Source organism: Actinosynnema sp. NPDC059335, from assembly GCF_042752395.1.
Taxonomy (GTDB): Bacteria; Actinomycetota; Actinomycetes; order Mycobacteriales; family Pseudonocardiaceae; genus Actinosynnema.
In genome coordinates this window covers 26,407-37,260 of sequence record NZ_JBHYXZ010000005.1, presented here as the reverse complement: position 1 = coordinate 37,260, position 10,854 = coordinate 26,407, and the positions used below count along the sequence as shown (strand labels likewise).

12 protein-coding genes are annotated in these 10,854 nt (G+C 73.7%); 7 read left to right on the top strand and 5 right to left on the bottom strand.

The genetic code is table 11. The features are described 5' to 3' along the window. Positions 1-171: 171 nt before the first annotated feature. Both ACFXGA_RS02585 and ACFXGA_RS02580 read right to left on the bottom strand, forming a co-directional pair. Positions 172-2,418 (bottom strand): helicase-associated domain-containing protein, encoded by a 2,247-nt coding sequence (locus ACFXGA_RS02585; protein ID WP_378083675.1) that lies wholly within the window; start codon positions 2,416-2,418, stop codon positions 172-174. A 70-nt stretch (positions 2,419-2,488) separates the two neighbouring features. After that, positions 2,489-3,064, bottom strand: coding sequence for an RICIN domain-containing protein (locus ACFXGA_RS02580; RefSeq protein ID WP_378083673.1), 576 nt, complete (start codon positions 3,062-3,064; stop codon positions 2,489-2,491). 367 nt (positions 3,065-3,431) lie between these two features. Here ACFXGA_RS02580 and ACFXGA_RS02575 point away from each other — a divergent pair, with 367 nt between their 5' ends. The 5 genes from ACFXGA_RS02575 (at position 3,432) to ACFXGA_RS02555 (ending at position 6,548) form a co-directional block, all read left to right on the top strand. After that, the gene (locus ACFXGA_RS02575; RefSeq protein WP_378083671.1) at positions 3,432-3,617 is read left to right on the top strand and encodes a hypothetical protein; all 186 of its coding nucleotides are present in this window, start codon (positions 3,432-3,434) and stop codon (positions 3,615-3,617) included. Positions 3,618-3,712: 95 nt separating this feature from the next. Then, complete coding sequence (locus ACFXGA_RS02570) at positions 3,713-5,107, top strand: NAD-dependent malic enzyme (protein ID WP_378083670.1); 1,395 nt, start codon at positions 3,713-3,715, stop codon at positions 5,105-5,107. Between the two features lie 69 nt (positions 5,108-5,176). After that, a complete protein-coding gene (moaC, locus tag ACFXGA_RS02565; protein ID WP_378083667.1) occupies positions 5,177-5,650 on the top strand; it encodes a cyclic pyranopterin monophosphate synthase MoaC in 474 nt (157 codons plus the stop codon). Then, positions 5,647-6,126 carry a molybdenum cofactor biosynthesis protein B gene (locus ACFXGA_RS02560; protein WP_378083666.1) on the top strand — a complete coding sequence of 160 codons (480 nt, stop codon included), beginning with the start codon at positions 5,647-5,649 and terminating at the stop codon, positions 6,124-6,126. Before moaC ends, ACFXGA_RS02560 begins: the two co-directional genes overlap by 4 nt. Further along, positions 6,123-6,548: a molybdenum cofactor biosynthesis protein MoaE gene (locus ACFXGA_RS02555; RefSeq protein ID WP_378083665.1), complete on the top strand. Its 426-nt coding sequence runs from the start codon at positions 6,123-6,125 to the stop codon at positions 6,546-6,548. The genes ACFXGA_RS02560 and ACFXGA_RS02555 overlap by 4 nt, the downstream gene beginning before the upstream one ends. 379 nt (positions 6,549-6,927) lie before the next feature. Here the strand turns inward: ACFXGA_RS02555 and ACFXGA_RS02550 are convergent, their stop codons facing one another. The 3 genes from ACFXGA_RS02550 to moaA all read right to left on the bottom strand — a co-directional run bounded on the left by ACFXGA_RS02550 (position 6,928) and on the right by moaA (position 9,291). Further along, positions 6,928-7,596 (bottom strand): transglycosylase family protein, encoded by a 669-nt coding sequence (locus ACFXGA_RS02550; RefSeq protein WP_378083662.1) that lies wholly within the window; start codon positions 7,594-7,596, stop codon positions 6,928-6,930. A gap of 379 nt (positions 7,597-7,975) precedes the next feature. Then, positions 7,976-8,230, bottom strand: a complete 255-nt coding sequence (locus ACFXGA_RS02545; RefSeq protein ID WP_378083660.1) for a MoaD/ThiS family protein — start codon at positions 8,228-8,230, stop codon at positions 7,976-7,978. 2 nt (positions 8,231-8,232) lie between these two features. Beyond that, positions 8,233-9,291, bottom strand: coding sequence for a GTP 3',8-cyclase MoaA (gene moaA, locus ACFXGA_RS02540; RefSeq protein WP_378083658.1), 1,059 nt, complete (start codon positions 9,289-9,291; stop codon positions 8,233-8,235). A gap of 116 nt (positions 9,292-9,407) precedes the next feature. Here moaA and ACFXGA_RS02535 point away from each other — a divergent pair, with 116 nt between their 5' ends. Together ACFXGA_RS02535 and ACFXGA_RS02530 are read left to right on the top strand one after the other, a co-directional pair. Continuing rightward, positions 9,408-9,872: a MarR family winged helix-turn-helix transcriptional regulator gene (locus tag ACFXGA_RS02535; RefSeq protein ID WP_378083655.1), complete on the top strand. Its 465-nt coding sequence runs from the start codon at positions 9,408-9,410 to the stop codon at positions 9,870-9,872. Between the two features lie 18 nt (positions 9,873-9,890). After that, on the top strand, positions 9,891-10,697 hold the full coding sequence (locus ACFXGA_RS02530; protein ID WP_378083654.1) for an HAD-IIA family hydrolase: 807 nt from the start codon (positions 9,891-9,893) through the stop codon (positions 10,695-10,697). Positions 10,698-10,854 lie beyond the last annotated feature (157 nt).

The window sequence follows — 10,854 nt, the reverse complement described above, 5'->3', positions numbered from 1 at the left end:
GGTCTCCTCGTAGGAGGCCGCCCTTCGACGTGCCCGAGCGGGCGGGGTTCACCCGGCCGTTCGACGCGCGCGTGTGGTGCCCCGGCGCTCCGCTGTCGGCGGAGGGCCGTGACTCGACGCTAGGACCTCCCCGGGTCGCCGATCAGGTGATCAACAGTCCCCGACGGGTGGTTACGCTCCGTCGTCCTCGACCAGGGCGGCCGACGTGATGCGGTGCAGGGGGAACCGGCGCACCTCGCCGTAGCTCACGTCCACGCCCTCCAGCACGCCGCCGCCCACGGCCTGCGGCGTGATCACGCGCCGGGCCGCGGTGCCGTGCCCGTCCACGAAGTCGACCAGCACGCTGCGCCCCTCCCGCGCGGCGCGCTGCAACAACGCCAGCGTCGCCGACGGACCCGCGCCCAGGTGCCCCGGCACGGACACCCGCGCGCCGCCCGAGGTCGTCGCCGCGCGGTCGCCCGCCCGCACCAGCCGCACCAGCTCGGCCAGTTGCTCGTCCGACGCCGCGCCCGGCTGCGCCGTCCGGCGCCGGCCCTTGGCCGCGGTCCGCCGCCCGCCGGCCCGCAGGTCCAGCACGTGGCCGTCCGGCCCCTCGGCGGCGGGGGCGAAACCGGCCGCCCGCAACCCGTCCAGCACCTCCGCCAACGGCAACGGGCTCACCAGCACCGTCGGCGCGATCCGGCGCAGCGCCAGCTGCTCCGCCGCCGCGTGCGCCAGCACCTCGGCGATCAGCACGGGGTCGTCGCACCGCAGGAACGACCCGGCCGCGCCACCGCGCAGCCGACCGTGCTTGCGGGCCGTGTCGTCGATCAGGTAGGTCAGCGACTGCGGCACGGGGGTGCGCGACCGCGACCGGAACATCTCGTGCAGGTCGCCCGCGCTGCGGCCCGCGTCGAACGCCCGCCGCACGGAACTCTCCCGCACCCGGTACACCGTGGCGCTGCCCGCCGACTCGACGTCGGCCACCAGCGCGATCTCGTCGGCCAGCTCCGGGTCCAGCCGGCCGGGCGCGACGACGGTCAGGTCCGCCTGCACCAGCACGTGGTCCACGGGCGCGGGCAGCGCGTCGGCCAGCCGCTTCGCCGCCGGGCCCGGCCCCTCGGTGAGCAGCGCGCGGCCCTGCGACGTGATCGCGTTGTGCGCCAGGACGCCGACCCGCGTGCCCTCCTCCACGGTCCAGCGCACCAGCTCGTCGCGCAGCCGCCCGCCCCGCCTCGGCGCGCGCCACGCCAGCACGGCGGCCAGCTCGTCCGGGTCGGTCACGGCGGTGCCCGGGGCCAACGCGGCCAGGGCTTCGAGGATGCGCCGGCGGTCCCGGGGCGCGCCCGGCCGGTTCAGCTCCGGTGCGAGCGGGTTGAGCAGGCGGTCGCGGTCGTCGCGCTGCCCGATCAGGCCGGGCAGCCGGGGCAGGTCGAGCCACGCCTGGGCGAGCGTCGCCCAGCGGTGCTCGGGCGCGGCGACCAGCCACGCGTCGGTCTGCGTGGTCGGCACCCACTCCGGTTCGAGGCCCTCGGTGTCGGCGACCAGGCCCGCGTTGACGACCAGCTCGACCAGCAGCGCGGCCCGGCGCTCGTCCACGTCGAGGTCCTTGGCGAGCCGGCGCAGCTCCCGCACGCCGACCCCGCCGGACCGCAGCACCGCGGGCGGCTCCTCCGACCAGCTCCGCAGCAGCGCCTCGACGTGCCGCGACAGCTCCAACGCCTCGCCGCCGCCGGTGTGGTCGACGTCGGCGACGTCGCGGCGGAACGTCGTCAGCGGCGGCTCGGTGGTCCGGATCGCGCCCAGCGGCCGGTCGCCCCGGACCTTCAGCCCGATCTCGCGCGGCAGCTCGACGGTCTGGTTGTCGCGCCGGACGAGCAGGCCGCGGGCGAGGAGCTTCTGGATGGGCGTCCGGGCGTTGGCGAGCGAGACGACGTGCGCGGCGTCCTTGGTCTGCCCGATCGGCGGCCCCGCGGCGAGGGTCTGGAGCACGCGGTGCTCGTCGGGGTCCACTTCGGACAAATCGGCGTCGGCCAGGCGCGGCACCGAGCGGCCCAGCCCGCAGGGGAACGGGTTGACCGCGTCGCGGGTCGCGGGCGGGGTGGACAGCGCGTGGTCGCCGCCCCACAGCAGCGCGCGCAGGCGCAGCGCGTCGAGCGCCGGGCCGATGTCGGTCGGGCCGAACAGCTCCTGCACCGCGGACCGGGGCACCGGCGCGAGGTCGGCGTCCAGCACGAGCAGCGCTTCCAGCACCGTCAACGTCAGCGTGTCGAGGTCCTCGCAGGCCCGCGCCACGGACGCGCGCGACCCGATGCGGGTGGCCAGCACGGTGGTGTCGGCGGGCGGCGGGGTGGCCAGGTCCGGCCGGGCGCGCAGCAGCGCCACGAGCGCGGTGTCGTCCTGCGCCCGCAGCCACTCGGCGAGGGTCGTGCCGGCCATCCTCACCACGGTATCCGCTCGCCGCCGGGGGTCGTCGGCGGCCTGCCGCGCGCCGACCCCCGGCCGCGCCTCACAACCGCCACCAGCTCCAGGACTCGGCGGGGTTGCCGTTGCAGAAGTAGATCTCGGTGGGTGTGCCCGGCTTGATGTCGTAGTTCACCGTGTTGAGGCACAGGCCGGACTGCTTGTGCACCAGGTTCTTCCCGTTGAACGACCAGAGCGCGACCTTCGCGTTGCACGCCCAGATCTCGGTGCGGGTGCTCGGCTTGACGTCGTAGTTCACCGTGTTGAGGCACAAACCGGAATTCGGGTTGTAGAGCTGCCCCTGGTCGTTCAACACCCAGTCCTCGACCGGATTGTCGAGGCAGTTGTAAATCTCGGTCCTGGCGCCGGGGTCGATGCTGCCGTTGGCCACGTTGAGGCACAGCCCCGAGTTGGGGTTGAACAGGTGTGCCTTGTCCGGCGCCGGGGAGGTCGTGGACGTGGGGAGAGGTGTGGTGGGCAGGAGGGTGCCGGAGACGAGGGCGTCGGCGGCGGACGCGGTGGCGGGTGGTGTGGTGGAGGCGATGCCGACCGCGAGGAGCGCGAAGGCGCACAGCGCCGCGCACGAGGTCGCCACGCGAATGGCGATCAAGCGGTATTTCACGATGGTGCCCTTCCGTTTCGCCGGGTGATGTCGGCGGCGGGGTGCAACAGCGGCGGGCATATTTCGCGGCTTCTCGCAGCGTACCTGCGGTGATCGGGCAGGGGCAAGAATCCTTTCGCTGCCGGCGGCGATGCCGATCGGTGGTGATTGCTGCGCCTTACGGCGCACTGCCGCGTGCCGAAAGCGGAATTCGCCCGACCGGACCGCGAAAATGCGGGACCGGGTTGGTGCGACCGGCGGCCCGCGCGTCGCGGGGGCGGTGCGGGAACCGGATCGTGGCGCGGCCCTCGTCGCACCGGGCACCCGGACCGCCACCTGCGCGGATGAGGCACACTGGTCCCGACGAAGGCACCACCGAGGAGGAACCGTGGCCAAGGCCCGCCCCGAGCGCATCGACCCGCACTGGCCGGAGCCGCCGGCCGACGGCAAGTACGCGGTCTCCGAGCTGGCCAGCGACGTGCAGGGCGCGCTGTCCCCGTTCGGCAAGGTCACCTTCCCGCTGCCCGCCGAAGAGCTGGGCTACCGCCACCCTGTGACCGAGATCAACCGCTAGGCGCGAACGCGCGCGGCTGCCGAGCCGCGCGCGTTCCGTATTTTCGCGCGGACTACGCTCGACGCCTCTTGAGCTGTGCCGTTCTGGGAGGTTCGATGCCGGTCCCCGGCCCTGGGTACTCGATCACCGTCCGGTTGGAGGCCCCGCCGTCGGCGTCGGCCGCCGGCGACCTGACGTCGGCCGTCGGCCGGGCCGGCGGGGTGATCACCGCGTTCGACGTGGTCGAGTCGCACACCGACCGGGTGATCATCGACCTCACGTGCAACGCGCTGTCGGCGAACCACGCCAAGGACATCACCGACACCCTGGGCCTGCTGCCCGGGATCGTGGTGCGCAAGGTGTCCGACCGGACGTTCCTGGTCCACCTCGGCGGCAAGATCGAGATCTCGTCCAAGGTGCCGCTGCGCAACCGCGACGACCTCTCCCGCGCCTACACCCCCGGCGTCGCCCGGGTCTGCACCGCCATCGCGGAGAACCCGGACGACGCGCGCCGCCTCACCATCAAGCGCAACACGGTCGCCGTGGTCACCGACGGCTCCGCCGTGCTCGGCCTGGGCAACATCGGCCCCGCCGCCGCGCTGCCGGTGATGGAGGGCAAGGCCGCGCTGTTCAAGAAGTTCGCCGGCGTGGACGCCTGGCCGGTGTGCCTGGACACCCAGGACACCGAGGAGATCATCCGCGCGGTCGAGCTGATCGCCCCCGTCTACGGCGGCATCAACCTGGAGGACATCGCCGCGCCCCGCTGCTTCGAGATCGAGGCGCGGCTGCGGGAGAAGCTGGACATCCCGGTCTTCCACGACGACCAGCACGGCACCGCGATCGTGGTCGTCGGCGCGCTGCGCAACGCGCTGCGCGTGGTCAACAAGAAGATCTCCGACTGCAAGGTCGTGGTGTGCGGCGTGGGCGCGGCGGGCAGCGCGATCATCCGGCTGCTGCTCAAGCAGCAGCCCGGCGACGTGGTCGCGGTCGACGTGGACGGCATCGTGCACCGCGACCGGCCGGGCCTGGACGACAACCTGAAGTCCATCGCGGCGGCGACCAACAAGGACAACGTCAGCGGTCGGCTGCACGACGCGCTGGTCGGGGCGGACGTGTTCATCGGCGTGTCCGCGCCGAACCTGTTCGGCGCGGAGCAGGTCGCCACGATGAACTCCGACGCGATCGTGTTCGCCCTGGCCAACCCGGACCCGGAGATCGACCCGATGGAGGCGCAGAAGCACGCCGCCGTCGTGGCCACCGGGCGCAGCGACTTCCCCAACCAGATCAACAACGTGCTGGCGTTCCCCGGCGTGTTCCGGGGCCTGCTCGACGCGCACGCCCGCACGATCACCGACTCGATGCTGATCGCCGCCGCCAACGCGATCGCGGACGTGGTCGACGGCGAGCGGCTCAACGCGTCGTTCATCGTGCCGAGCGTCTTCGACGCCTCCGTCGCGCCCGCGGTCGCGGAAGCCGTGCGGAAGGCCGCCACGGAGTCCGCCACCGCCTAGTCACCGCGTGGTCGCCGCGTAGTCGCCGCCTGGCCGCCGCCGTTCCCGCGCGGCGGCGATAATCACGGCATGGGCAACGAGTTCACCCACCTGGACGCCGCCGGCGCGGCGCGCATGGTCGACGTGTCCGAGAAGGAGCCGACCACGCGCACGGCGGTGGCGTCCGGCGTGCTGCGCACGACCGACGAGGTGGTGGCGCTGCTGGGCAGCGACGGGCTGCCCAAGGGCGACGCGCTCGCCACGGCCCGCATCGCCGGGATCATGGCGGCCAAGCGGACGTGGGAGCTGGTGCCGCTGTGCCACCCGATCGCGCTGTCCGGGGTGAAGGTGGACCTGGCGCTGGGCGAGGGCGAGGTGCGCATCACCGCGACCGTCCGCACCACCGACCGCACCGGCGTCGAGATGGAGGCGCTGACGGCGGTGTCCGTGGCCGGCCTGACGCTGCACGACATGGTGAAGGCGGTCGACCCGGCGGCGTCGCTGGACGCGGTGCGGGTGGAGCGCAAGGAAGGCGGCAAGAGCGGCCTGTGGGAGCGCCCGTGACCGCCAGGACCGCACGGGTGATCACGGCGTCGAACCGGGCCGCGGCCGGGGTGTACGCCGACCGCGGCGGGCCGATCATCGCGGCGTGGCTGCGCGAGCGGTCCTACGACGTGCCCGACCCGGTCGTGGTGCCCGACGGCGAGCCGGTGGCCGAGGCGCTGCGCGCGGCCGTGGCGGACGGGGTCGCGGTGGTCGTCACGACCGGCGGCACGGGCATCAGCCCCACCGACCGCACCCCGGAGGCGACCCGGTCCGTGCTGGACTTCGAGGTGCCGGGTGTGGCCGACGCCATCCGCATGTCAGGCTGGCCACGCGTGCCCACGTCCGTGCTGTCGCGGGGGGTGGCGGGTGTCGCGGGCCGCACGCTCGTGGTGAACCTGCCCGGCTCGACCGGCGGGGTGCGCGACGGGCTGGAGGTGCTCGGGACCCTGCTCGAGCACGCCGTCGACCAGGTGGCCGGAGGTGACCACGCATGACCGAGGTCCTGCGCGCGACCGTCAGCGAGCAGCCGCTGTCGGTGGACGAGCACGCCAAGCTGGTGGAGCACGCGGCGGCGGGCGCGGTGGTGACGTTCGCCGGCGTGGTGCGCGACCACGACCACGGGCGTTCGGTGCGCGAGCTGGAGTACGTCGGGCACCCGACGGCCGGCGCGGTGGTGGCCGAGGTGGTGGCGGACGTGGTGGGCCGGTTCGCCGGCGTGCGGGCCGTCGCCGTGTCGCACCGGGTGGGCGCGCTCGCGATCGGGGACGTGGCGCTGGCGTGCGCCGTGTCGGCCGATCACCGGGGCGAGGCGTTCGCGGTGTGCTCGGAACTCGTCGACGAGGTGAAGCGCCGGCTGCCGGTGTGGAAGCGGCAGGTCTTCACCGACGGCACCGACGAGTGGGTCAACATGCCCTGAACTTGGCCGCGGGCTCGGGTCGACCGACCGGTCCCCGGCAGGGGTCCGGGACGACGGACCAGTCTCCGGCAGGGGTTCGGGGTGACGGACCAGTCCCCGGGGAGGGGTTCGGGCCGATGGGCCGGTTCCCGGGAGCGGGTTCGGGCCGACGGACCGCTCCGCGGGAGCGGGTCGGGCCGACGGGCCGCTCCCGATGGCGGGAGCCGAGGGGCGGGCGGTGTGCCGCCCGCGTGGGTTCGCGGTTCGAGGCCGGTCCCGCCGAGCGGTCACGTCCTCGGCCGGCGGCCGGGCCCGGGAACGGGATCAGGCCCCCGGACCACCGAGGGGGGTGGTCCGAGGGCCTTTCCGCCGCCGTGCACCGGCTCGCGCCGGCCACGAGTCACTTGGTCGCGATCTTGTGACCCGGCAGGATCAGGTCGGGGTTCGGGATGAACTCCTTGTTCAGCTCGTGCAGCTTGGCCCAGCCGCCCTCGACCTTCAGCTCGTCCGCGATCTTCGACAGGCTGTCGCCCGCCTTGATCTCGTAGTCGCCGTTCGGGTTGGACGACGGCAGCGCCACGGTCACCGGGGCGGGCGCTTCCTGGACCGGCGCGGCCTGCTGGACCGGGGCCGGGGCCGGGGCCGGGGCGGCCTGGCGCGGCTGCGCCGGGGCCGGGGCGGTCCGGGCGGGCGCGGGGGCGCCGCCGAGGCCCTTCGGCCCGCACACGGGCCACGCGCCGATGCCCTGCGACTGCAGGACGTTCTCCGCGACGCGGATCTGCTCCTCGCGGGAAGCCTGGTGGGGCATGCCGGAGCCGCCGTTGGCCTGCCACGTGGACGGCAGGAACTGCAGACCGCCGTAGTAGCCGTTGCCGGTGTTGATGCTCCAGTTGCCGCCACTCTCACACGCGGCGACCGCGTCCCAGTTCACGCCGCTGCCCTGCGCGCCGGCGGTGCCGGCGGCCATGGCCAGCGGAGCGCCCACGATGACGCCGGCGACGGCGACCTTCGCGATGCTCCGGGCGGGGGAACCGGTGGTCGGACGGTGCTTGCCTCGGTAAGAAGCCATTTCCCTCTCTGCCGCCCGCACCTGCTCGATCGGCTCGGGTTCGGGCCCGGTGCGCCGTTCGGCTTGTCCTGTCCAGCGGTTGTCTTTCGCTCGGGGGGTGTTCCGGGGCGCCGGTGGACAGGTTCGGTGCGAGGCGTCCCGGTCTTGCTCTTGGTCGGTCGGGGCCAACCGAAGAGCGACGGTACGTAACCGGGAGCCTCGCGCCAAATGATCGAGCACGTGACGCACGTCACTGTAACGCGGGCGGGTGACTACTCGACTGCCCCGTTTAGCCTGCTCAGAGCACCGTTATCGGTCCGTTTCCGTTCCGAGATTCACCGAGATCAATCACGCGGAGTGAGGTCTAGCTCACGTGTTAATCCGCAAGAGTGGCGATGAATCAGCCCCCGGCGAAGGGTGGCAACACGTCCAGTTGTGCTCCGGACCACACTGGCGTGTCGTGGTCGCGGACCGCCACACCGTCCAGCAGGAAGCTGCACGCGGGCAGCACGCGGGCCACCCGCTCGCCGTGCCGGGCACGCACCGCGTCGATCGCCGCACCCACGGTAGTCGCGCCCGCGGGCAGGTCGAAGCTCTCGTCCGGGACGCCCACGGCCGCCCGCGCGCCCGCGAAGTACCGCACCGTCAGCCGCACCCTCAGCCCCCGATCGCGCTCATGGGTCGGTCGGGCTGGCTGAACCCGGCCGAGTCGATGCCGTGCCCCGCGGCCTTGGCCCACGCGTTGCCGCGCCAGGCGTCCGCGATCTCCTCGTCCGACGCGCCGCCGCGCAGCAACGCCCTCAGGTCCGTCTCCGACCGGCTGAACAGGCAGTTCCGCACCTGGCCGTCCGCGGTGAGCCGGGTCCGGTCGCAGGCCGCGCAGAACGGCCGCGTCACCGACGCGATGACGCCCACCACGGCCGGGCCGCCGTCCACGAGCCACCGCTCGGCCGGCGCGGCGCCCCGCTCGCCGGGCTCGGGCGTCAGGGCGAACCCGGTGCGCAGGGCGGCCAGGACCTCCTCGGCGGTCACCATGTCGGCGCGGTCCCAGCCGTGCTGCGGGTCCAGCGGCATCTGCTCGATGAACCGCAGCTCGTAGCCCTGGTCCAGGCAGTACCGCAGCAGCGGCACGGCCTCGTCGTCGTTCACTCCGCGCATCAGCACGGTGTTCACCTTGACCGGCGCCAACCCGGCCTCCCGGGCGGCGGCCAGGCCCGCGAACACGTCCGACAGCCGGTCCCGCCGGGTGAGCGCGAGGAACCGCTCCGGGCGGAGGGTGTCCAGCGAGACGTTCACCCGGTCGAGGCCCGCGGCGGCCAACCCGGTCGCGCGGCGGGCCAAGGTCAACCCGTTCGTGGTCATCGAGACGCGTGGCCGCGGGTCGAGCGCCGTCGTCGCCGCGATCACGTCGTCGAGGCCGGGCCGCAGCAGCGGCTCGCCGCCGGTGAACCGGACGTCGGTCACGCCGAGGCGGGTCACCGCGATGCCGATCAGCCGGACCAGCTCGGCGTCGGACAGCAGCTCCGGCTTCGGCAGCCACGCCAGGCCCTCGGCGGGCATGCAGTAGGTGCAGCGGAGGTTGCAGCGATCGGTCAACGACACGCGCAGGTCGGTCGCGACCCGGCCGAACCGGTCGACCAGCAGCGGCGAGCCCGGCCGTTCGGAGGTGTCCGGGTTGCCGCGCACGACGGGTAGCCCCAACTCGACAGCTGTCACCCCAACCAGGGTAATCGGCGGACACGCGCGGGTGCTGGGGTGAACGGGGGATGCCGGCGGGCGGCGAGTCGGACGAGGATGCCGATACCGGTCGTCGGAACGCTAAATTGCCTGCCATGACCAGTGAGCACGAGGTGCCCGCCGACGTGCTGGAGCGGTTCAGCGCCTACGCGCGGGAGAGCAGCGCGCTCACCGTCCTGTTCCACAGCCGGGTGGCCGAGCGGATGGGCCTGTCGGCGACCGACGAGAAGTGCCTCGACCTCGCGCTGCGCTCCGGCGGGCCGATCACCGCCGGTCGGATCGCCGAGCTGTCCGGGCTGTCCACCGGGGCCGTGACGGGCGTGATCGACCGACTGGAGCGGGCGGGCTACGTGCGGCGGGTGCGCGACCCGCACGACCGGCGGAAGGTGCTGGTCGAGGTGACCGCGGCCGACGAGGGCGACTTCGCCGGCCTGGTCGCCGGGGCGCGGGAGACGCTGCGCGAGGTGCTGGCGCGCTTCACCCCCGAGGAGCGGGACGTGCTGGAGCGGTACAACGTGGCGCTCATCGAGACGTTCCGCCGGCGCGTGGTCGACGCCTGAGCCGGCAGCATGTCCGCCATGGCCGCTCAGTGGAACTACCTGATGGACATGGACGGCGTGCTCGTGCACGAGGAGCACCCGATCCCGGGGTCGAGCGAGTTCGTCGCCGAGCTGACCGCGAACGACATCCCGTTCATGGTGCTCACGAACAACTCGATCTACACCCAGCGCGACCTGCGCGCCCGGCTGTCCCGCACGGGGCTGGAGGTGCCGGAGGCGGCGATCTGGACGTCCGCGCTGGCCACCGCCAAGTTCCTGGACTCGCAGCGGCCGGGCGGGTCGGCGTTCGTGATCGGCGAGGCCGGCCTGACCACGGCGCTGCACGAGATCGGGTACGTGCTGACCGACCGCGACCCGGACTACGTGGTGCTGGGCGAGACGCGCACCTACAGCTTCACCGCGATCACCAAGGCGATCCGGCTGGTGGAGGAGGGCGCGCGGTTCATCGCGACCAACCCGGACGCCACCGGGCCGTCGCGCGAGGGGTCGCTGCCCGCCACCGGGTCGATCGCGGCGCTGATCGAGCGCGCGACCGGGCGCGCCCCTTATTACGTGGGCAAGCCGAACCCGCTGATGATGCGGTCGGCGTTGCGGGCGCTGGGCGCGCACTCGGAGCAGACGCTGATGATCGGCGACCGGATGGACACCGACGTGCGGTCCGGGCTGGAGGCGGGGTTGCGCACGATCCTGGTGCTCACCGGGATCTCGGCGGAGACCACCGCGGAGCTGTACCCGTACCGGCCGACGCGGGTGGTGAAGTCGATCGCGGACCTGGTGGGGCACTCGGCGAACCCGTTCCCGGACGAGCAGGGCGACCCGGCCTGAGCCCGCGATCCCCGACCGCGTCGGTGAGCGGGGCCGGGACGTGACGGCCGCGTCGGTGGGGCTTCGCTCGACTGCGGTCGGCCGCGTCGGTGGGTGAGCGCCCCGGGCCGTGGTCGCCGGGGCGCGGGCGGGCTCCCGCGGCCCGGTCGGACGCCGG

Coding starts and splice junctions, on each gene's coding strand:
- ACFXGA_RS02585 (WP_378083675.1), bottom strand. CDS start 2,418: ATGGCCGGCACGACCCTCGCCGAGTGGCTGCGGGCGCAGGACGACACC.
- ACFXGA_RS02555 (WP_378083665.1), top strand. CDS start 6,123: ATGACCGAGGTCCTGCGCGCGACCGTCAGCGAGCAGCCGCTGTCGGTG.
- ACFXGA_RS02570 (WP_378083670.1), top strand. CDS start 3,713: ATGCCGGTCCCCGGCCCTGGGTACTCGATCACCGTCCGGTTGGAGGCC.
- ACFXGA_RS02550 (WP_378083662.1), bottom strand. CDS start 7,596: ATGGCTTCTTACCGAGGCAAGCACCGTCCGACCACCGGTTCCCCCGCC.
- ACFXGA_RS02530 (WP_378083654.1), top strand. CDS start 9,891: ATGGCCGCTCAGTGGAACTACCTGATGGACATGGACGGCGTGCTCGTG.
- ACFXGA_RS02535 (WP_378083655.1), top strand. CDS start 9,408: ATGACCAGTGAGCACGAGGTGCCCGCCGACGTGCTGGAGCGGTTCAGC.
- moaC (WP_378083667.1), top strand. CDS start 5,177: ATGGGCAACGAGTTCACCCACCTGGACGCCGCCGGCGCGGCGCGCATG.